Source organism: Pseudomonas sp. AC242 (genome assembly GCF_979258655.1).
The window spans coordinates 5,895,613-5,917,125 of sequence record NZ_OZ409873.1; the positions used below are offsets into that span (position 1 = coordinate 5,895,613).

A 21,513-nucleotide genomic window follows, 5' to 3' on the forward strand; every position below is an offset into this window, starting at 1 on the left:
CGCACAGACGCCGGGCGTTTTGCTGTCTGGCGTTCGGGTTTTTGGCGTTTCCGGAGCACGATTCTGAACAATTATTGTGTTCCGGATACTGGTCCGCGCTTGCGTGCAAGACTGCCTGACTAAGCTTGGCCGTTGCATGTGCATGGGCGGCCACCGTTACGAAAGGGCAAGGAGGGCATTGCGACCCGGCTGGCCATGTAAGGATGCTGACGAATGCCGCGTATTGATGTTCCTGTATTACATCTTGGTTTACGCCCTTTGTTTCGAGTCGCGCTGTGCAGCCAGTTGCTCTGGCCGGCGCTGGCGTTTGCCGACACACCCTACGATCAGATGGTGCGCGACGCCCGTGCCGGGCAAACCACGCCGGCGCTGACGGTTTTGCGTCAGGTGCCACCCGGCCAGTCGACCACCGGGCAGATCAGCGATCATCTGCAAATCGCCAGTTGGGCCGGACTCGACGCCGAAGTGGTGCAGGTCTATGAAACCCAGGGCCGCGACCGCGTGCTGCCGGTTCAGGCGCTGACCGCCACTGCGCGCGCCTACCGCAACCTCAAGCGCTGGGATCAAGCCACTCAGGTCTACAACAAGGCTCTGGCGCTGGAGCCGGATAACGCCGATCTGCAACTGGGCCTGGCCCTGACTCAGGCTGATGCCGGTAAGCCCGACGAAGCGGTGACCCGCGCCAAAGCGCTGGTAGCGGCCAAACCTGATGATCCTTCCCGCCGTCTGGCGCTGGGCTACGCGTTGACCCGCGCCGGCAAACAGTACGACGCCCTGTTCGAATACGATCAAGCCTTCAAACGCGCCGGCAACAAACCGGACGTCGCTCGTGAATACGTGGTTGCCCTGCAAAAGGCGCGTCTGCCGGAACCGGCGTTGCGTCTGGCCAATCAACGTCCGGGTCTGATTGATCCGCCCACGTTGCGTCGCCTCGAAGGCGATCTGGCTGCCGAGCGCGTGCGCCTCGCCGAACTCGCCACCCGCAGCGAAAAAGAACGCTACGTCATCGCCGATCGCGCGCTGGCCGACTACGACAAGCTGATCGCTACCTGGACGCCGGACGCCAGCGCTCAGGATGACGTGACCCGCTGGCGCATCGACCGCATGGGTGCGCTCAAGGCCCGGGTACGCACGGCAGACGTCATCACTGAGTACCAGAAGCTGCAAGCCGAAGGCGTGAAGATTCCGACTTACGCCCTGCGCTGGGTGGCGGCGTCGTATCTGGATCAGCGTGAACCGGAAATCGCCACGGGCTTGTATCGCCAAGTGCTTTCGGCGCCGGACGCCGATGTCGGTGATCGCCTCGAAGACAGCACCGCGTTGTACTACGCGTTGTTGGAAAGCGACCGCGCCGATGAAGCGCGCAAAGTCGCCGAGGACGCCGCCAAGTCTCAGCGTCCGCGTGTCGAACTCAAAGGTTTGCCCATCGGCAACCCCAACCATGAATGGATGGACGCCCAGCAGTTGGCTGCGCAGGCCGGGACCTATGGTTCCGATTTGCCCCACAGCGAAGAACGCTTGCAGACGCTGGTCGATCAGGCCCCCGGCAATGTCGGCTTGCGTCTGGCCCAGGCCGACCTGTATCTGGCGCGGCAATGGCCGCGCCGTGCGGAACTCCAGCTCAAGGAAACCGAGAGCATGGTGCCGCGCGGCATGGGCCTGGAAGTCGCGCAGGCGCGCACGGCGATGACGCTGCAGGAATGGCGGCAGATGGATGCGCTGACCGATGACGTGGTCGCGCGTTTTCCTGATAACCGTCAGGTCCAGCGAGCAGCGCGCGAGCGCGAAGTGCATGACATGTCCGAACTGCGCGTCGAAGCCTACGGCGGCAAGGCCAATGGTGGCGGCAGCGGCGATGCCGGAGCCGTCAGCGGTAGCCGCGATTTCGGCATCCAGACTACCCTGTACAGCCCGCCGATCAATGAAGACTGGCGAGTGTTCGCCGGGGCCGGTTATGCCACCGGCGACTTCGCCGAAGGCACCGGGCACCACCGCTTCCAGCGCGTTGGCCTGGAGCGGCGCACCCGCGACATGACCCTTGAAGCGGAAGTCTCCAACCACTCTTACGGGTTCGGCGACAAACAGGGCGCGCGTCTGGCGATCGCCCGCGACATCAATGACCACTGGCAGTACGGCGGCAGCCTCGAATACCTGTCGGCCGAGACGCCATTGCGCGCGCTCAACAGCGACATCAAGGCCAATGGCGGCAGCGGTTTCATCCGCTGGCGCGCCAATGAAAGTCGCGAGTGGCGTCTGTCGGTCAGCCCATCGCACTTCAGTGACGGCAACAACCGCGTCGAAGCCTTGCTTACCGGCCGTGAGGGCGTCTACAGCGCGCCGAACGTGCAGGTCGATGCAGGACTGGAAGTCGGCACCAGCCACAACTCCAAGTCCGATGACGTGCCGTACTTCAACCCCAAATCCGATTTCAGCGTGATGCCGCTGGTCAACGTCAATCACGTGCTCTACCACCGCTACGAAACCTCTTGGAGCCAGCAGTTCCAGGCCGGCGCGGGGACGTACAGCCAACGTGATCACGGCACTGGCGGCATGGCCTTGCTCGGTTACGGCCAGCGTTATGCCTGGAACGACGTATTCGAGGTGGGCGGTTTGCTCAGTGTGATCAACCGGCCCTACGACGGGGATCGGGAGACCGATCTGCGTCTGCTCGTCGACCTCACTTTCCGCTTCTAGAAGAGTTTGAAGATGCCTTTGATTTCGCGTTTCATCCTTCTGCTGGGAGCGCTGCTGATCAGCGCCTGCGCCCAGCAAGCTCCGGCCTTCGCGCCGCCGTCCGAGCGTCCGCTGGCGGCCAGCGAAAAACCGTGGCCGAAAAACCACGTGCTCGGCATCGCCTATCACGATGTTGAAGACCGTGATCCCGATCAGGCGGTGGTCGCGGTGCGCACCGAGCGCATGATCGAACAGCTCGCCTGGCTGCGTGAGAACGGCTACAAACCGGTCACCGTCGACCAGATCATGGCTGCGCGCAAGGGCGGCCCGGAGCTGCCGGCGAAGGCGATTCTGCTCAGCTTCGACGACGGTTATGCGAGCTTCTATACCCGCGTGCTGCCGGTGCTGCGCGCCTACAACTGGCACGCCTTGCTGGCCCCGGTCGGCGTCTGGATCGACACGCCGCTCAATCAACCGGTGGATTTTGCTGGCGCCCCGCGTGCGCGTTCCGACTTCCTGACCTGGGATCAGGTGCGTGAAATCTCGCAATCGGGTCTGGTGGAAATCGCCGCGCACACCGACGCCAACCACAAAGGGATTCTGGCCAATCCGCAAGGCAACATGCAGCCTGCCGCGGCGACCCGGCGCTACGATCCAGTGACCAAACGCTATGAATCCGAGGCCGATTTTCAGGCTCGGATTCGTGTCGACGTAAACAATATCTCGGAAAAAATCCGCAAGGTCACCGGCAAGAAACCACGCGTCTGGGTCTGGCCGTATGGCGCGGCGGACGGCACATCGCTGACGGTGGTCGGCGAGGAGGGCTACGAAATGGCCCTGACCCTCGACGACGGTCTCGATGCCCTCGACAACCTGATGAGCAGCCCGCGCTTCCTGGTTTCCTCCGATCCCGATGGCGAGGTTTTCTCCAATAGCATCGTCGACGTGCAGTCGGATTTCGTCATGCGTGTGGTGCACGTTGATCTGGACAACGTCTACGACCCCGACCCGGCGCAACAGGACATCAACCTCGGCAAACTGGTGCAGCGCATGGCCGACATGGGCGCCAACACGGTGTTCCTGCAAGCCTTTGCCGATCCGCAGGGCGATGGTCTGGTGCACTCGCTGTACTTCCCCAACCGTCACTTGCCGGTACGTGCCGACATTTTCGACCGCGTTGCCTGGCAACTGCGCACTCGCGCCAATGTGAAGGTGTTTGCGTGGATGCCGGTGCTGAGTTTCGGCCTCGATTCGAAACTGCCACGTGTCACCCGCTGGGACCCGAAAACCGGTACAACCGCTGTCGATCCGGATCAGTACACACGCCTTTCGCCGTTCGATCCCGAGGTGCGGCGGATTATCGGTGAAATATACGAGGACGTGGCGCGCCTGACCTCGGTCGACGGCATCCTCTATCACGACGATGCGCTGCTTTCGGATTTCGAAGACGCCAGCCCTGAAGCCTTGAAAGCATACGCTGCCCAAGGTTTGCCCGGCTCGATTGCTGCGTTGCGCGATGACCCGGCAGCGATGCAGCGCTGGACGCGGTTCAAGAGCAGATACCTCATCGATTTCACCAACGAGTTGACCGCCAAAGTCCGCGCCATCCGTGGCCCGCAGGTTATGACCGCGCGCAATATTTTCGCCGAGCCGATGCTCAATCCCGAGAGCGAAGCCTGGTACGCACAGAACCTCGACGACTTCCTGCAAACCTACGACTGGACCGCACCGATGGCCATGCCGCTCATGGAAAAACAGACCCAGGCCGAGTCCGGCCCGTGGCTGGAAACCTTGGTGCAAACCGTCAGCAAGCGCCCCGGAGCCCTGAACCGCACGGTGTTCGAATTGCAGGCCCGCGACTGGACGAAAAAGGATCAGGCCGATATCGACGGCGCGCATCTGGCGGACTGGATGAGCCGCCTCAAGCGCCAAGGCGCGACCAGTTTCGGCTACTACCCGGACAACTTCCTCGACAACCTGCCGGACCTGAAAACCGTAAGGCCTGCGCTCTCCAACAAATGGAATCCATAACATGCTGGATAGACTGTTAGCCCTGCTTGTTCTGGCGCTCGTCCTCGGCGTGCCGCTGGGCCTGATCTTCCTGGTGACCGGGCAGTTCCTGATGGACTTCGTGTTCTTCTACCCGCTGTTCATGTCCGGGTTGTGGATTGCCGGCGGCCTGTATTTCTGGCTGCACTGGGAGCGCCACTGGCCGTGGCAGGACGACACGCTACCGCCGCCACTGGAAGGCGAGCCGCTGATCTCGATTCTGATCCCTTGCTACAACGAAGGTGACAACGCCGCCGACACCATCCACGCGGCGCTGGCCCAGCACTACCCGAACATCGAAGTCATCGCGATCAACGACGGCTCCAAGGACAACACCGCCGAAGTGCTGGATGCGCTGGCCAAGGAAGATCCACGTTTGCGCGTGCTGCATCTGGCGGAAAACCAGGGCAAAGCCGTCGCATTGCGCATGGGTGCCATCGCGGCGCGCAGTGAATATCTGGTGTGCATCGACGGTGACGCACTGCTGGCGCCGAACACCGCGGCGTATCTGGTTGCACCGATGCTGGATAACGCACGCCTCGGCGCAGTGACCGGCAACCCACGGATTCGTACGCGTTCGACGCTGGTCGGGCGGGTGCAGGTCGGCGAGTTCTCCTCGATCATCGGGCTCATTAAACGCACGCAACGGGTGTTCGGGCGGATCTTTACCGTCTCCGGCGTAATCGTCGCGTTCCGCCGTAGCGCGCTGAACCGCGTCGGTTACTGGAGCCCGGACATGATCACTGAAGACATCGACATCAGCTGGAAGCTGCAACTCGATCACTGGAGCATCTTCTACGAGCCGCGCGCGCTGTGCTGGATCCTGATGCCGGAAACCCTCGGTGGTTTGTGGAAGCAGCGTTTGCGCTGGGCGCAGGGCGGCGCCGAAGTGCTGTTCAAAAACATCCGTGGCATTTGGCAGTACCGCCATCGTTATCTGTGGCCGCTGCTGTTTGAATACTGCCTGTCGACCGGTTGGGCATTCACCTTTTTGCTGTCGGTAATTTTCTGGGGCGTCGGCAAGTTCGTGGTCATGCCGGAGGCCATCGCGGTGGATCACTTGATGCCACCGGCGTTCACCGGGCTGTTGCTGGCGTTCGTCTGTCTGGTGCAGTTCGCCGTCAGCATCATCATCGACCGTCGCTACGAGCCAGGTTTGGGCAAGACCATGTTCTGGGTGGTCTGGTACCCGATCGCGTTCTGGTTTGTCAGTTTGCTGACGACGCTGGTCAGCTTCCCGAAAGTGCTGTTCGGCCAACATCAGAAACGCGCGCGTTGGGTCAGTCCTGATCGGGGCATCAAACCGATCGGCGACGACGAAGAGGAGGTCATCAAATGAAAATCATCCGGACCCGCCAACGGCCTTTTCTGGTCGTGGTCGATGTGGTGCTTACCGTAGTGGCGTGGGTGGGGCTGTTGTTCTTGCTGATCCGTGGGTTATGGCCATTGATTGAAACCTATGCGGGTGGGCCTCGCATCGATCACTCGGCGTTCGACGCGCTGGGCACCCTGCAGATTTATCTGTGGATTGCCTTGGTCAACGCGGTGATTCTGATTTCCTGGGCGCGTTATCAGCAGCGCAAAAGTCGCAGTTTTGCCCAGCGCCGCTTGCCGTCGCCGGTGATCGACGATGAAGGCTTGAGCAAGAGTTTCAAGCTTTGCGATGACCGCTTGCAGAAACTGCGCACGCCCGGGGTGATGACCATTCACAACGATCAGGAAGGCGACATCAGCCATGTGGTGACGCATTTCTGGCCGGTGCAGCAGGAAGAATTGCCACCGCCGCTGGCACCGCTGGAGCATCCACGGGTGATCTTTCTGCATGCCGAGGATGACGATAATCGCGAACCGGTGAATCGGCTTTCCTGAAGCACGAAAAACCTTGTAGGAGCTGCCGAAGGCTGCGATCTGTTGACCTTTAAAGTCAAAAGTTCGCAGCCTTCGGCAGCTCCTACACGGGTTTGTTTCAATCGCGGATCAGTGTCCAGGCTTCCTCCATTGGCAGAGGTTGCTTCATGCGCTCGGCCAGCAGCGCCATCGCCCGTTCCTTCTCGCAAGCCACAGCGGCGACCAGTACACCGTTTCTACCGAACAGGCCAATGAACGGCGGTTGTTCGGGCTCGCCATGAAACTGCACTTCATCCCAATGTTCGGCGTGGCCGAGGTAGTCGTAGTTCTTGCCGAAGTGCCAAGTCCAGAAGAACGGCACGTTGAGGTAATGTTCGTCGCCACCGAGCATGTTGGCAGCGGCGATTCGTGCGTGTTGCTGAGCCAGGCGCCAGTGCTCGATGCGTTGCGGCTGGCCGTGGAGCGGGAAGGTGGCGATGTCGCCGATCGCCCACAGGCCTTCGGTGACACGCATGCCGTCATCGACGCGCAATGACTGATCTTTTTCCCTCGGCAGTGACGCAAAGGCTTCGGTGGCCGGATGCACGCCGACCCCGGCCAGCACCAGATCCGCCGAAAGACGCAGGCCATTGTCCAGCAATACTGTCTCGACTTTGCCATCGCCGATGATTTCGGTGGCTGCGTGCTCGGTAATGAATTTCACGCCGTTCTGTTCGTGCAGCGCGCGGATCGCCTTGCCCACAGCCTCACCGAACTGGGCAGCGAAAGGAATTGCGTGCCGAGCCAGCACCGTGACGTCGAGACCGTATTGGCGCAGGGCCGAGGCGCATTCGAGGGCGATGAAGCTGTCGCCGATGATCACTGCACGTTGTTCCGGTCTGGCAGTGTTCATGATCCGTTCTGCCTGAGCTTTTGAGCGCAGCACGAATACCTGTGGAAGATCTGCGCCGGGTAAATCCAGCGGATTGGGCTCGCCGCCAGTGGCGAGCACCGCCGCGTCGTAACGCAGCGACTGGCCGTCTTCGAGGTGAAGGGATTTGGCCGAGGCATTGATTGAGCTGATTTCACCTCGTTGGCGTTCAATGCGCTGCTCTTTATAGAAGTCATCTTCACGCAGCGGCGGTATTTCTCGCGGGGGCATGTCCCCGGCGAGGACAAATTTGCTCAGCACCGTACGGTCGTAACCCGCCTTCGGCTCGCGATCGATCATCACGATACGGCCACCGAAACCCTTCTCCCGCAACGCCGCCGCGCATGCCGTACCTGCTGCGCCGGCGCCGACAATCACAAACGTACGCGAATCATCCGCCGGAGGCGTATGCGGGTCGGGCAACGGTTGATCGTCGACCCAAACCTCTTCGCCACGCAGCTCCAGTGGATATCGCTTGAGGCTGTCGAGGGCCGGTGGCTCGCATAACGCGCCATCCTCCGCCCGAAACGCAGCCTTGTGCCACGGGCAGATCAGGCGTCCGTGACACAACGCTCCGTCAGCCAGCGGCGCGCTGGCATGTGGGCATTCGCCCTGAAACGCACGTAACTGGCCGTTCGCGCGCAACAGCACAATCTTGCAGTCGCCGATTTCAACTTGCAGGCCACGGTCTTCAGGGACATCGGCGAAACGGGCGACGCGGTGCAGGGACATGTTCGACTTCCTCGCAGGCATTTCTCTTGTGAGTTTGCGTCGTAGTGCGAGGTTCAGCCATTTGCCACTGCCACGGCACGAACGGTACAGCTATAGTTTGCAGGCCGACGACGGCCCCACTGCACAAGGTGCTCCCGGAATGACCCGATTGACCTCTCTCAACCCCTGGCTGGCGGCCCTTGCTGTCACCCTTTGCGTGCAGTTTCCGGCGCAGGCCCAGGAGCGTTTCACCCTGAACATCCCGGGTGTTTCCGATAACCGCCTGTTCACCTCGGCAGCGGCCAGCGATGCGCCCGGTTGCGGCGGCAAGAACCAGTCGCCGGCGCTGAGCTGGAACGCAGGACCTGCCGGCACCCAGAGTTACGCGATCGTCATGCACGATCCGGACGGCCAGAAAGGCCTGGGCGTCGATCACTGGATTCATTACGGCATCAAAGCCACCACGCACCAGATCGCGGCGGGCGTCGGCGCCAAATCCGCGTTCGAAGGTGTCGGTGGCACCAACAGCAAGGGCAACACCCATTACATGGGGCCGTGCCCGCCAGTGGGCGACAGCGCGCACCATTACATTATCCAGATCTACGCGCTGGATCTGGCCCCGGACGCCTTGCCGGCCGGTTTGACTCGCGCCGAACTGATGGAAAAAATCAAAGGCCATGTGCTGCGTAACAGCAGTGCGGTGCGGCGTTATCACCGCTGAAAATATTTTTAGCGGCGTTTAACCCGAACTGAAAGGGCTGCCCGTCTCAGTGGATGAATGCTCAATTTCATCCCGAGGTCAGCCCCCATGTCTCTTCCTTTTTTGCGTCCTGTTGCGGTTGCTGTGCTGCTGGTACTCGCCGGTTGCGGTGCTTCGTCCACGCCCGATAACGCTGCTGTGCCAGCGCCGGCGCAGCCTGAAGTTCTGGTTCAACAGGAAGCCGTGATGGCTGACAGCTCAATGGCCAAACGCGCGCTGTACAGGATGCCCAATGCGGGCAGCGCGCCGATGCCGTTGAGTGAAAGTTATCCACAGAACCATCGCGACGAGCAGCGCGAGCAGTATCAGACGTTGGTTGATAACCCGATCCACAGCGTCGCCGAGACGCCGGTTTCGACTTTCAGTGCCGACGTCGATACGGGCGCTTATGCCAACGTCCGCCGCTTGCTCAATCAGGGCCGACTGCCGCCGGAAGGCGCGGTGAGGCTGGAGGAACTGGTCAATTACTTCCCCTACGACTACCCGCTGCCCAGTGATGGCTCGCCCTTCGGCGTGACCACCGAACTGGCCGCTTCACCGTGGAACCCGCACACGCGCTTGCTGCGCATCGGCATCAAGGCCTCCGACCGAGCCGTGGCGGAACTGGCCCCGGCCAATCTGGTATTTCTGGTCGACGTGTCCGGCTCGATGGATCGCCGCGAAGGCCTGCCGATGGTCAAAAGCACGCTGAAATTGTTGGTCGATCAGCTGCGCGATCAAGATCGCGTGTCTTTGGTGGTGTATGCCGGCGAATCGAGAGTGGTGCTGGAGCCTACTTCCGGACGGGAGAAAGCGAAAATTCGTACAGCCATTGAACAATTGACTGCCGGCGGTTCGACCGCTGGTGCTTCCGGTATCGAATTGGCCTACCAAATGGCACAGCAAGCTTTCATCCCCAAAGGCATCAACCGCATCCTCTTGGCCACCGATGGCGACTTCAATGTCGGCGTCAGCGACTTCGACAGCCTTAAGCAAATGGCTGTGGATAAACGCCAAAGCGGAATTTCGCTGACGACCCTGGGTTTTGGTGTGGATAACTACAATGAGCACTTGATGGAACAACTGGCCGACGCCGGAGACGGTAACTACGCCTACATCGATAATCTGCGCGAGGCGCGCAAAGTGCTGGTGGATCAGTTGAGTTCGACCCTCGCCGTGGTGGCAAAAAACGTCAAATTGCAGGTGGAATTCAACCCGGCGCAGGTCAGCGAATATCGCCTGCTCGGCTATGAGAACCGTGCGTTGAAGCGTGAGGATTTCAGCAATGACAAAGTCGATGCCGGCGAAATCGGCGCAGGACACACGGTGACCGCGCTGTACGAAATTGTTCCGGCGGGCGAGCAGGGCTGGCTGGAGCCGCTGCGTTACGGCAAATCCGACGCTGTTGTTTCGGCAAAGAGCGGAGAATTAGCAATGCTGCGTGTGCGTTATCAGCGTGCCGAAGGTGGGAAAAGTCTGCTGATCGAACGGCCCATCGCCAATCAGGTTGCAACTGCCAGCGAGGATCTGCGTTTTGCCGCCGCCGTGGCCGCGTTCTCCCAGCAACTCAAGGACGGCCGTTATACCGGCGACTTCAGCCTGAAGGACACCGAGGCATTGGCCCGTGGCGCTCGCGGCGATGATCGCTTCGGTCTGCGCAACGAGTTCGTGCAACTGGTCGAATTGGCGCAAAGTCTGCGCACATCGAGCGCTTCGAACGCGCTGGCCACTGAACGACGGATTGAATAAGTGAGTCGTCTGAAAGGCTTCATCAGCCAGCTGTTTGCCTCGGCAGACAGCTCAACCGCCAGCAGCGATGAATCGCTGCTGGCGCGTTATCGCGAGGGCGACGGCGCGGCGTTCGAGATCTTGTACGCGCGCCATCGCCAAGGCTTGTACCGGTTTCTGCTTGGATTGAGCAGCAAACCGGAGCTGGCCGACGAGGTATTTCAGGAAACCTGGTTGAGCCTGATCCGCAGCAATAGTCAGCCACAAGGCCGGGCGACATTTCGTACATGGCTGTTCCAGATTGCCCGCAATCGCTTGATCGATCACTGGCGTAAACACGGCGCCCGACAACCGCTGCACGACAGCTATGACGAGCAAAATCACGCGGTCAGCGATGAGGCGAATGATCCCGAACAACTGTTCACTCTCAGCCGCGACAGCCAACGCCTGGACAGCGCCCTGCAAACCCTGCCCGCCGACCAGCGCGAAGTGTTCCTGCTGCGCGCCCACGGCGACCTCGACCTGGCACAAATCGCCAGCCTCACCGAAGCACCGCTGGAAACCGTTAAAAGCCGTTTGCGCTACGCCCAGCAAAAACTGCGTCGGCTGCTGGCCGAGGAGGTACTGACATGACTGACGCCCGCCAGACACCCGAAGATCCGCTGATCAAGCATGTACGCGAACAGCACAATGCCGAACCGCCAGCGCACATTGATGCGTTGATCCTCAACGCTGCGCAGCGTCAAACCCCGGCGCCGAAACCAACCGTGTGGCAACGCTGGCTGGATGTCTGCCGCAAACCACGTTGGCAAGTCGCATTCGCCAGTCTTGTTGGCGTCGCCCTGATGTTGTCACTGGTCCAGCGCGCCCCCGAGCCGCAAGCGCAATTCGACTTCGCCCCCGCCCCTAGGCTTGCTGTACCCATGACTGAAACGGACTCAGCGCAACTGCACCGACTGTCCGCCCCGGCCGGCGCCATGCCTGCACCTGTGCCGATGATGGAAATGGCCGCGCCGATGCAAGATCAAGCGATCAGCGCCGATGAAACCAAACTCAGCAAACGCGCCACCGCCCCGGCCAATGGCCTCGACGCACAACTGCGCGAAGTCCTGCGCCTGCGCGAAGCCGGCCAGTCACAAGCCGCCGACAGCCTGTTCAACAACCTGCACAAACGCTACCCGAACGCCGATCTCGACGCCCGACTCGAACAGTTGCAGAAAAAATGACCGCCTGAGCCCCCAGCCATTTGGCATTACCCCGCAAAAACGCGCACTATCGGGCTATTGCCAATGCGCTGGAGGACAACGTGGCAGCAAAAATTGACCGCATCGCCCAACTCCTCAACTGCCCGGACAAGGGTGAAGAGATGCGGCGCGCGATTACTGAGGCACGTAAGGAATTTCTGCTTAACCAGTCGCAAGAAGATGTCGTTGATGAAGACGACGTTTTTGAGGAGGTTGAGGAGGAAGACGACGATGATTACGATGAGTTTGATTGGACGACGGAGTGACGTCGTTCCAGCCCTTTTGCATCGCTCACAAAAAAGCCCCGGACCATCACAGTCCGGGGCTTTCTCGTTTAAATCAATGGCGCACCAGGCGGGATTCGAACCCACGACCCCTGCCTTCGGAGGGCAGTACTCTATCCAGCTGAGCTACTGGTGCAGCGGGCGACATCATACCTAGGTCGGCTCGGGGCGTCCATGCTGGGTTTTGGCACGGATTGTCAGTGCGCGTGTCGGCGCAAATCGCTGCATTCCATAAAGCGGTAACGTCCTGCAAAACCCTCGCTTGGCGCTTTCACGGGACTGATCTATGGTTCTGTTGCCGCGAGGGCTTTTGGCTCGTTGATCTGAAAAATTCCACAAACGCGGCGTTTTTGTTCTTTTTTTCGAACGACCTATTGTCCTTTAACCCCTTTGATCCTACGATCCGTTTGAGATTTCAAACGCTCGTTGACCGGGCGTTGAAGCGCCGGTGTTTCGAATCGTGCACTGTCGATGCGCCACACCCGGTCACTGATTTCCCTGACGGCAGCCTTGCGAGGCGCCTTTCTACAATCATAATTTGCTCCGCGCAGGCCGCGGTGCTGTTAAGGAAAGCCGACATGCAGCTTAAAGACACCCTGTTGTTCCGCCAGCAAGCCTTCATTGATGGCGCTTGGGTCGATGCGGACAACGGTCAGACGATCAAGGTCAACAACCCGGCCACCGGTGAAATCCTCGGTACCGTGCCAAAAATGGGCGCTGCCGAAACCCGCCGTGCCATCGAAGCCGCTGACAAGGCGCTGCCGGCCTGGCGTGCCCTGACCGCCAAAGAGCGTGCCGGCAAGCTGCGTCGCTGGTTCGAGCTGATGATCGAGAACCAGGACGACCTCGCGCGCCTGATGACCCTCGAACAGGGCAAGCCGCTGGCCGAAGCCAAGGGCGAAATCGTTTACGCCGCCTCGTTCATCGAGTGGTTCGCCGAGGAAGCCAAACGCATCTACGGTGACGTGATTCCGGGCCATCAGCCAGACAAGCGCCTGATCGTGATCAAGCAGCCAATCGGCGTGACCGCCGCGATCACTCCGTGGAACTTCCCGGCGGCGATGATCACCCGCAAGGCCGGCCCAGCGCTGGCTGCCGGTTGCACCATGGTGCTCAAACCTGCTTCGCAAACTCCATTCTCCGCATTCGCCCTGGCCGAACTGGCTCAGCGCGCGGGCATTCCTGCGGGCGTGTTCAGCGTAGTGTCCGGCAGCGCTGGCGATATCGGCAGCGAGCTGACCAGCAACCCGATCGTGCGCAAGCTGTCCTTCACCGGTTCGACCGAAATCGGTCGCCAACTGATGTCGGAATGCGCCAAGGACATCAAGAAAGTCTCGCTGGAACTGGGCGGCAACGCGCCGTTCATCGTGTTCGACGACGCGGATCTGGATAAGGCCGTCGAAGGCGCGATCATTTCCAAGTACCGCAACAACGGCCAGACCTGCGTCTGCGCCAACCGTCTGTACATTCAGGATTCGGTCTACGACGCGTTCGCCGAGAAGCTGAAAGTGGCTGTGGCCAAACTGAAGATCGGCAACGGTCTGGAAGACGGCACCACCACTGGCCCGCTGATCGACGAAAAAGCCGTGGCCAAGGTGCAAGAGCACATCGCTGACGCCGTAGCCAAAGGTGCAACCGTGCTGGCTGGCGGCAAGGCGATGGAAGGCAACTTCTTCGAGCCGACCATCCTCACCAACGTGCCGAAAAACGCCGCTGTGGCCAAGGAAGAAACCTTCGGTCCGCTGGCGCCGCTGTTCCGCTTCAAAGATGAAGCCGAAGTGATCGCGATGTCCAACGACACCGAGTTCGGTCTGGCCTCGTACTTCTATGCTCGCGATCTGGGCCGTGTGTTCCGCGTCGCTGAAGCGCTGGAATACGGCATGGTCGGCGTCAACACCGGGCTGATCTCCAACGAAGTCGCGCCGTTCGGCGGCATCAAGGCCTCGGGCCTGGGCCGTGAAGGCTCCAAGTACGGCATCGAAGATTACCTGGAAATCAAATACCTCTGCCTGGGCATCTAAGCCCGGTCAAAGATCGCTGCAAACGCAAAGGGCACGAGAGCGCTGTCCCTTTGCGTCGTTTCAAACCGGAATTTTCTCTGCGGCCGGGAACGCCGTGGCAGTCGATCATCGCATGCTGCCACCGTCGCTTCCTCCCGCTTAATCCTTGAACAACGCCGCCCGATGAGCGGCGAATGAGGACTGTAATGAGCAAGACTAACGCTGAACTGATGGCCCGCCGTACCGCAGCTGTTCCACGTGGTGTTGGCCAGATTCACCCGATCTTCGCTGAGTCCGCGAAGAACGCTACCGTGACTGACGTTGAAGGTCGTGAGTTCATCGACTTCGCCGGCGGCATCGCGGTACTGAACACCGGCCACGTGCACCCGAAAATCATCGCTGCCGTGACCGAACAGCTGAACAAGCTGACTCACACTTGCTTCCAGGTACTGGCTTACGAGCCGTACGTTGAGCTGTGCGAAAAAATCAACGCCAAGGTGCCAGGTGATTTCGCCAAGAAAACCCTGCTGGTCACCACCGGTTCCGAAGCCGTGGAAAACGCCGTAAAAATCGCCCGTGCCGCCACTGGCCGCGCTGGCGTGATCGCTTTCACCGGCGCTTACCACGGTCGCACCATGATGACCCTGGGCCTGACCGGTAAAGTCGTGCCGTACTCGGCCGGCATGGGCCTGATGCCAGGCGGCATCTTCCGCGCGCTGTACCCGAACGAACTGCACGGCGTGAGCATCGACGACTCGATCGCTTCCATCGAGCGCATCTTCAAGAACGACGCTGAGCCGAAAGACATCGCCGCGATCATCATCGAACCTGTTCAGGGTGAAGGTGGTTTCTACGTCGCGCCGAAAGAATTCATGAAGCGCCTGCGCGCCCTGTGCGACCAGCACGGCATTCTGCTGATCGCTGACGAAGTACAAACCGGCGCTGGCCGTACCGGTACGTTCTTCGCCATGGAGCAGATGGGTGTTGCTGCCGACCTGACCACGTTCGCCAAATCCATCGCTGGCGGCTTCCCGCTGGCCGGTGTTTGCGGCAAGGCCGAATACATGGACGCCATCGCGCCAGGCGGCCTGGGCGGCACCTACGCTGGTAGCCCGATCGCTTGCGCCGCGGCCCTGGCCGTAATGGAAGTGTTCGAAGAAGAGCAACTGCTGGACCGCTGCAAGGCTGTCGGCGAGCGTCTGGTCACTGGCCTGAAAGCTATCCAGGCCAAGTACCCGGTCATCGGCGAAGTCCGGTGCGCTGGGCGCGATGATCGCGGTCGAGTTGTTCGAAAACGGCGACAGCCACAAGCCGAACGCTGCTGCTGTAGCGTCGGTGGTGGCCAAGGCGCGCGACAAGGGCCTGATCCTGCTGTCCTGCGGCACCTACGGCAACGTTCTGCGCGTCCTCGTACCGCTGACTTCGCCGGACGAGCAACTGGACAAAGGTCTGGCGATCATCGAAGAGTGCTTCTCGGAGCTGTAAGCCGCGCACTGTGTGATCGGATAGACAAAAAAACCCGCTTCGGCGGGTTTTTTTTCGCCCCGTGAACATATCAATTGCTTTTGCGCTGTATCGAAAGGCCAGCATTGGCTAAGGTTCAGGCATTGCAAGGGAGAGCGCGCATGACTGCCGTTGATTTACCCGCCGTACCCCGAGTGCTGATTGCCGAGGCCGATCCGTGGTCCCGGGACCTGCTCAAACAAGTGCTTCTGAACGTGCGTTGCGATGCGCGGATAGACTTGTGCGCCGACGGGCAGCAAGCCCTGTCATTGCTCAGTGAAGTGCCGTATGACCTGGCGATCGTCGATTGGGAGTTGCCCGGCATCGACGGTTTGAGCGTGCTGCGCAGCGTGCGTCAGCGCAAACGCAACCCACCGTTGCCGTTCATCCTGATGAGCAGCCGCAACGACAGCGCCAGTGTGCGTGAAGCGATTCCGTTGGCGCCCACGGCCTACCTGACCAAACCACTGAACATGGAAAGCCTGACCGAGCGTTTGCAGGGTTTACTGCTGAATGCCGGTGAAGAAGTGTTCTGTGAGGTGCCGGCATTGGCACCGGGCATGACCTTGTCGATATTCCTTGAACGCCGCCGCGAGCAGGCCGACGGCGCGCCGTTGATGACCGATGTGCAGGTGGCGGTAAAGCGCAGCCTCAATCCCAATGGCCTCGATCTGAAACTGTTGGAAGATGAGATCAAAACCGACCCACAAATCACTGCAGTGCTGATCGCTGCGGCCAACAGCGCGGCGCAGCACCACGGTGCCCCGGTTCAAACGCTCGCTCAAGCCCTGCATCGCCTGGGCACCGGGCAGAGCATGAACCTGATTCTGGGGCTGGCACTCAAGCGCAGCGCCAAGCTCAGCGATCCTTGTCTGGCGGACTACGCCGAGCGTTACTGGGGCTTGTCGCTGCACACCGCTGAATACGCGCGCACCCTGGCACGCTTACTCGATCTCGATCAGGAGCGCTGTTACTGCGCGGGTATGCTCCATCGCCTGGGTGATCTGGCGTTGCTGCGTTGTCTGCAGGAGTGGCAGCAGGCCGGCGGTGCGCTGGATGAGTGGGAGGAGGTCGGCGAGGCGCTGGCGGAGTTTGGCGCGGCTTATGGTTCGGCGTTGCGCACCCGCTGGCGATTGCCGCTGGAGCTACGTGAGCTGATTGCGTCGGTGTACCAGCTCGGCGGCGGGGTGTATTCCCGTGAGGCGCTGGTGATGAACATGGCGGCGCAGATGGCCCGCTTGACCGAGCATGAGGGCGTTGAGGAGTTGGCGAAGAGCCGCACGGCGCGGTTGCTCAAGATCGGGCTACCGGAGTTGATGCGGATGCGCAAATAACCTGACTTACGCAAACCCCGCAATGGATCTCTGTGTAGCTGAGATACGGGTCAGGCAGAAATGATGCGGTTCTTGCCCTGTCGCTTGGCCTCATACATCGCCGCATCCGCGCGGGCGAACAGGCTGTCGAGGTTTTCGTCTTCCCCGGTAAGGCTGGTCAGCCCCTGGCTCACGGTGATGCCGAACGTCTGGCCGTCATGGCTGAAGCTCAAACGCTGAATCTCCTGCTGCAGCCGCTCGGCCACCTGCATGGCCATGTCCGGCGCACAACCGGGAAACACTGCGGCAAACTCTTCGCCGCCAATCCGCCCGAACAGATCGCCCCGGCGCAACGAGCCGCGTCCGCACTCGGCAATCCGCTGCAGAACATTATCGCCCTCCGGGTGGCCGTAGGTGTCATTGATCATTTTGAAATCATCGATATCCAGCAGCAGAAAGGCCATTTGTGCGCCCTGCACCTTCGCTACTTCGAACTCGCGATTGGCGCACTCGAAGAAGTGCCGGCGATTGCTGCTTTGGGTCAGCACGTCGGTGGTCGCCAGACGGTGCAACTCGGTTTCCATCTGCTTCTTGTCGGTGATGTCTTCGGCGATGCCGACGATGATCACCGGTTGCCCCGGCTCGTCCTGACGGTTGATGAAGCACTTGTCGCTGAGCCAGCGCACCTGACCGTCGGCGGCGATGATTCGGTATTCGCGATCTTCCACCGCGCCTCTGTGCAGGACTTCGGCGAGGCTGCGTTCGGCGTATTCCAGATCGTCGGGGTAGATGCTGTCGCGCCATTGGTTGTAGTCGGCGAGGAGGAGGCCGGCGGAGCGGCCGAAAATCCGTTCATAGGCGGGGCTGACATACAGCACCTGCCGGGTTTCCCAGTTGAAGGCCCAGAGCACAGCGTTGACGCTGACCAATAAGGAGCTGAACAGCTGTTCGCGTTCGCTCAAACGGGCGACTTCGCCTTGGGCATGCATCAACGCCATTAGCGTTTGTGCGGCCTCGGGCCACTTCGGTAAGGATGAGTCTTTTTGATTGTTATTGACCATCGGCACAGATCTCAAAGGCGTGCCGCAATTCGACAACGGCCACAGTACAGCCCGCCGGGATGGCGAAGTGTCTTTGAGATAGGCGATTTTTAGCGAAGTTCCGAAGGGTGCACCCGGGAGCCGGGTGCACCGATCAACGGTCTCAGGCGGCTGCAGGGCGCAGCGAGTAGGTTTTCAACTGGTCGGCGAATTCACGCAGGGACTGGATACCGCTGGCCTCGGCCTCGTGAATCCACTCTTTGATGGCGGCGAGCATGTCGTGGCCATTTGCGCTGGTCTTGACCCAGATCTGCTGCAGGGCCAAGCGTTTCTCGTAAATTACCTTCAGTGCCTGGCTGTGCTCGAGCATGGTCTGGATGCGCAAGTGATGACGATCTTCCAGCAGGCTGGTTTCCCGCGACAGCAGACGCTTGGCGCGGTGGAACTGATGACGCACCGAATGATCGACCTTGGCCAGCTCTTGCTTGACCAGCGGGCCGATCACCAATTTGCGGTACTGGGCCATGATCTGGAAGCGGTTGTTGAGGATGGCCATGGCGGTGTCCATGTCCAGATTGCCCTTGCCTTCGACGCGGTGGGCGATCGGCGCCACGCGCTGAACCTTGGCCAGACGCAGGAAGCTGAAGACTTTGATCCACGCCCAACCGAGGTCGAACTCCCACTTCTTCACCGACAGCTTGGCCGAGTTAGGGTAGGTGTGATGGTTGTTATGCAGTTCTTCGCCGCCGATCAGGATGCCCCATGGCACCAGATTGGTGGCTGCGTCGCGGCATTCGAAGTTGCGATAGCCGACCGCATGGCCCAGACCGTTGATCACGCCGGCGGCCCACACCGGGATCCACATCATCTGGATCGCCCAGATGGTGATGCCGATGGTGCCGAACAGCAGCAGGTCGATGACGCCCATGATCGCCACGCCCAACAGCGGGTAGCGGCTGTAGACGTTGCGCTCGATCCAGTCTTCGGGGCAGTTCTTGCCGTAGATGCGCAGGGTTTCCGGGTTTTGCGCTTCGGCGCGATACAGCTCGGCGCCGGTGCGCAGCACGGTGGAAAGGCCTTTGATGACCGGGCTGTGCGGGTCGTCTTCGGTTTCGCACTTGGCGTGATGTTTACGGTGGATGGCGGTCCACTCGCGGGTGTTCTGCGCCGTGGTCAGCCACAACCAGAAACGGAAAAAGTGCTTCAGGCCAGCATTCAGCTCCAGCGAGCGATGGGCCGAGTAGCGGTGCAGATAGACCGTGACGGCGACAATTGTCACGTGGGTCATCAGCAGGGTGACTGCGACCAGAGACCAGGCCGACAAGCCAAGAAAACCTTCGTACCACATAGGCTATAGGGCCCTCGATAAAGATAAAAACAGCCGTTGCATTATCACCAAGCACACAGATAAAACCAGTCGCCCTTTCAGATAAGAGTCGCTGGATGTTTCTTGACCTATAATTCCAACCTTTTTGTAGGGACATGGACAGTCGAATGCCTGCCACTTACCGCGATGCTTTGCGTGCAGCGCTGCTTTATCTCGTGCTTGCTGCTGTCTGGCTGCAGGGCACTGATCATTTATTAAACAATTTCTTCGATAACTCCGTTGATCTTGCCCGATGGCAACTGATCAACGGTTACGTCTTCGCGGCGTTCAGCGCCGGGCTGATTTTCCTGGCGCGGGCGCGATTGTGCGAGTTTCTCGGAATAGGTGCGCGTTTGCGCGAACGCCACGCCGACCGCGAACGCCTGCGTCAAGCGGCGGCGGTCTTCGATTGCACCCGCGAAGGGGTGCTGGTGACCAACCATCAGGGGCTGATCGTGCACGTCAATCGTGCGTTCATCGAGATCACCGGTTATCAGCGTGAAGAAGTCCTCGGGCAGCAGCCGAGCCTGTTCAAGTCGGGCCATCATCCGCCGGGATTTTATCAGGCGATGTTTGCCACTCTGGAATCGCAGGGCGAATGGAGCGGCGAAATCTGGAACCGCCGAAAAAGCGGCGAGATTTATCCACAGTGGCAGACCATTCGGGTCATTCACGATGATCAGGGCCGGCGCAGCCATTACGTCGCGGTGTTTTCAGACATTAGTGCGATCAAGGATTCCGAGCATGAGCTCAAACACCTCGCGCACCACGATCCGCTGACCGATCTGCCCAATCGGCTGCTGTTCAGCGATCGCGCTGAACAGGCACTGGCCTCGGCGCAAAACCACAAGCGCGGTTGTGCACTGCTGATGCTTGATCTCGATCACTTCAAAATGATCAACGACAGCCTCGGCCATAACATCGGCGATCGCTTGCTCAAGGCCGTGGCAGCGCGCTTGCAGGCGCTGTTCGGCCCCGGCATTACGCTGGCGCGTCTCGGTGGTGATGAGTTCGCCGTACTGGCGGAAAGTTGTCCACAGCCGGTGCAGGCCGCAGCGCTGGCGCAACGGATTCTCGATGCACTGAAGGAGCCGTTCAGCATTGATGGCAATCAGTTGTTCATCAACGGCAGCCTCGGCATCAGCCTGTTCCCCAGTGACGCGTTGAGCGCCGAACAACTGTTGCGCAATGCCGACGCGGCGTTGTTCAAGGCCAAGAGCAGCGGCCGCAACGGGTACGCCTTGTACACCGAAGAACTCACCGCCCACGCCCAGCAACGGGTGGAAATCGCTTTCGAACTGCGCCGGGCGCTGGAGCAACGGGAATTGCGGGTGTTCTACCAGCCTGTACATGACTTGAAGACCAGTCGCTTGATCGGTGTTGAAGCCTTGGTGCGTTGGCAGCATCCGCAGCGCGGTCTGGTGTCGCCGGCGGAATTCATCCCGATTGCCGAGCGCACCGGGCTGATTGCCGAAATCGACGCGTGGGTGATGCAGCAGGCGTGTCGGCAGATGTGCCAGTGGCAACAGGCTGGAATCGTACTGTCATTTGTCGCGGTGAATGTGTCGTCGCGTTTGTTCGCCCGGCGTGAGCTTTATCAACAGGTCGCGCAGGTCCTGCATGACACCGGGCTGGATCCGGCGTATCTGGAGCTTGAAGTCACTGAAAGCGCGGTGATGGACGATCCGGAGGTAGCGTTAGAGCAGATGCATCGTTTGCGTGAATTGGGTATTCGTCTGGCCATCGATGATTTTGGTACCGGGTATTCATCGCTTTTGCGGCTCAAGCGCTTGCCGGTGCAGAAGCTGAAAATCGATCAGGGTTTTGTTGCCGGCTTGCCTTGGGACGAGGATGACGCAGCGATCGTGCGGGTGATCATCGCGCTGGCCCGGAGCATGGGCATGCAGGTGCATGCCGAGGGTATCGAGCAGGTTGAGCAGGCGGCGTTTTTGCTGGAGCAGGAATGTGATCTGGGGCAGGGGTATTGGTTTGGGCGGCCGGTTCAAGCGCAGGAGATTGATTGGGCAAGAACACCGGTGATTGGTTAAAAGATCAAAAGATCGTCCGATCGCGGCCCGAGCCTTCGGCAGCTCCTGCACCGATCC

General features: G+C 60.4%; 15 protein-coding genes, 1 tRNA gene and 1 pseudogene. 13 read left to right on the forward strand and 4 right to left on the reverse strand.

Annotation, left to right across the window (positions count from 1 at the left end):
* Positions 1–213 precede the first annotated feature (213 nt).
* From pgaA to pgaD, 4 genes are read left to right on the forward strand one after another with little or no spacing between them, the layout of a single operon-like run.
* Positions 214–2,694 (forward strand): poly-beta-1,6 N-acetyl-D-glucosamine export porin PgaA, encoded by a 2,481-nt coding sequence (pgaA, locus tag ACZZ0A_RS26565; RefSeq protein ID WP_463543935.1) that lies wholly within the window; start codon positions 214–216, stop codon positions 2,692–2,694.
* A 12-nt stretch (positions 2,695–2,706) separates the two neighbouring features.
* A complete protein-coding gene (gene pgaB / locus ACZZ0A_RS26570) occupies positions 2,707–4,704 on the forward strand; it encodes a poly-beta-1,6-N-acetyl-D-glucosamine N-deacetylase PgaB (RefSeq protein ID WP_463543936.1) in 1,998 nt (665 codons plus the stop codon).
* 1 nt (position 4,705) lies between these two features.
* Positions 4,706–6,061, forward strand: coding sequence for a poly-beta-1,6-N-acetyl-D-glucosamine synthase (gene pgaC / locus ACZZ0A_RS26575; RefSeq protein ID WP_007917696.1), 1,356 nt, complete (start codon positions 4,706–4,708; stop codon positions 6,059–6,061).
* Positions 6,058–6,591 (forward strand): poly-beta-1,6-N-acetyl-D-glucosamine biosynthesis protein PgaD, encoded by a 534-nt coding sequence (pgaD, locus tag ACZZ0A_RS26580; protein WP_095113891.1) that lies wholly within the window; start codon positions 6,058–6,060, stop codon positions 6,589–6,591. Before pgaC ends, pgaD begins: the two co-directional genes overlap by 4 nt.
* Before the next feature lie 97 nt (positions 6,592–6,688).
* On the opposite strand, the gene ACZZ0A_RS26585 is transcribed toward pgaD, so the two are convergent.
* Positions 6,689–8,212, reverse strand: coding sequence for an apoptosis inducing factor family protein (locus ACZZ0A_RS26585; RefSeq protein WP_095113892.1), 1,524 nt, complete (start codon positions 8,210–8,212; stop codon positions 6,689–6,691).
* A 139-nt stretch (positions 8,213–8,351) separates the two neighbouring features.
* On the opposite strand from ACZZ0A_RS26585, the gene ACZZ0A_RS26590 reads away from it, so the two are divergent.
* The 5 genes from ACZZ0A_RS26590 to ACZZ0A_RS26610 all read left to right on the forward strand — a co-directional run bounded on the left by ACZZ0A_RS26590 (position 8,352) and on the right by ACZZ0A_RS26610 (position 12,168).
* Positions 8,352–8,912 (forward strand): YbhB/YbcL family Raf kinase inhibitor-like protein, encoded by a 561-nt coding sequence (locus ACZZ0A_RS26590; protein WP_007917693.1) that lies wholly within the window; start codon positions 8,352–8,354, stop codon positions 8,910–8,912.
* Positions 8,913–8,999: 87 nt separating this feature from the next.
* Positions 9,000–10,679, forward strand: coding sequence for a vWA domain-containing protein (locus ACZZ0A_RS26595; protein ID WP_463543937.1), 1,680 nt, complete (start codon positions 9,000–9,002; stop codon positions 10,677–10,679).
* Positions 10,680–10,709: 30 nt separating this feature from the next.
* Positions 10,710–11,291 carry an RNA polymerase sigma factor gene (locus ACZZ0A_RS26600; protein ID WP_176472362.1) on the forward strand — a complete coding sequence of 194 codons (582 nt, stop codon included), beginning with the start codon at positions 10,710–10,712 and terminating at the stop codon, positions 11,289–11,291.
* Positions 11,288–11,884 (forward strand): hypothetical protein, encoded by a 597-nt coding sequence (locus tag ACZZ0A_RS26605; RefSeq protein ID WP_414894966.1) that lies wholly within the window; start codon positions 11,288–11,290, stop codon positions 11,882–11,884. The genes ACZZ0A_RS26600 and ACZZ0A_RS26605 overlap by 4 nt, the downstream gene beginning before the upstream one ends.
* A 20-nt stretch (positions 11,885–11,904) precedes the next feature.
* A complete protein-coding gene (locus ACZZ0A_RS26610; RefSeq protein ID WP_238539514.1) occupies positions 11,905–12,168 on the forward strand; it encodes a hypothetical protein in 264 nt (87 codons plus the stop codon).
* A gap of 77 nt (positions 12,169–12,245) precedes the next feature.
* On the opposite strand, the gene ACZZ0A_RS26615 is transcribed toward ACZZ0A_RS26610, so the two are convergent.
* Positions 12,246–12,322: transfer RNA gene (locus ACZZ0A_RS26615), tRNA-Arg, on the reverse strand.
* A 442-nt stretch (positions 12,323–12,764) separates the two neighbouring features.
* On the opposite strand from ACZZ0A_RS26615, the gene gabD reads away from it, so the two are divergent.
* From gabD to ACZZ0A_RS26630, 3 genes and pseudogenes are all read left to right on the forward strand, one after another.
* Entirely contained in the window at positions 12,765–14,207 is a 1,443-nt protein-coding gene (gabD, locus tag ACZZ0A_RS26620) for an NADP-dependent succinate-semialdehyde dehydrogenase (RefSeq protein WP_007917688.1), read from the forward strand.
* 185 nt (positions 14,208–14,392) lie between these two features.
* Positions 14,393–15,671 (forward strand): annotated as a pseudogene (gabT, locus tag ACZZ0A_RS26625) (4-aminobutyrate--2-oxoglutarate transaminase).
* A gap of 140 nt (positions 15,672–15,811) precedes the next feature.
* Positions 15,812–17,023: a response regulator gene (locus ACZZ0A_RS26630; protein ID WP_007917686.1), complete on the forward strand. Its 1,212-nt coding sequence runs from the start codon at positions 15,812–15,814 to the stop codon at positions 17,021–17,023.
* A 50-nt stretch (positions 17,024–17,073) separates the two neighbouring features.
* On the opposite strand, the gene ACZZ0A_RS26635 is transcribed toward ACZZ0A_RS26630, so the two are convergent.
* Complete coding sequence (locus tag ACZZ0A_RS26635) at positions 17,074–18,063, reverse strand: GGDEF domain-containing protein (RefSeq protein ID WP_007917685.1); 990 nt, start codon at positions 18,061–18,063, stop codon at positions 17,074–17,076.
* Between the two features lie 142 nt (positions 18,064–18,205).
* Complete coding sequence (desA, locus tag ACZZ0A_RS26640) at positions 18,206–19,390, reverse strand: delta-9 fatty acid desaturase DesA (protein WP_007917684.1); 1,185 nt, start codon at positions 19,388–19,390, stop codon at positions 18,206–18,208.
* Positions 19,391–19,536: 146 nt separating this feature from the next.
* Here desA and dibA point away from each other — a divergent pair, with 146 nt between their 5' ends.
* Positions 19,537–21,456, forward strand: coding sequence for a phosphodiesterase DibA (gene dibA / locus ACZZ0A_RS26645; protein WP_007917683.1), 1,920 nt, complete (start codon positions 19,537–19,539; stop codon positions 21,454–21,456).
* Positions 21,457–21,513: the final 57 nt, after the last annotated feature.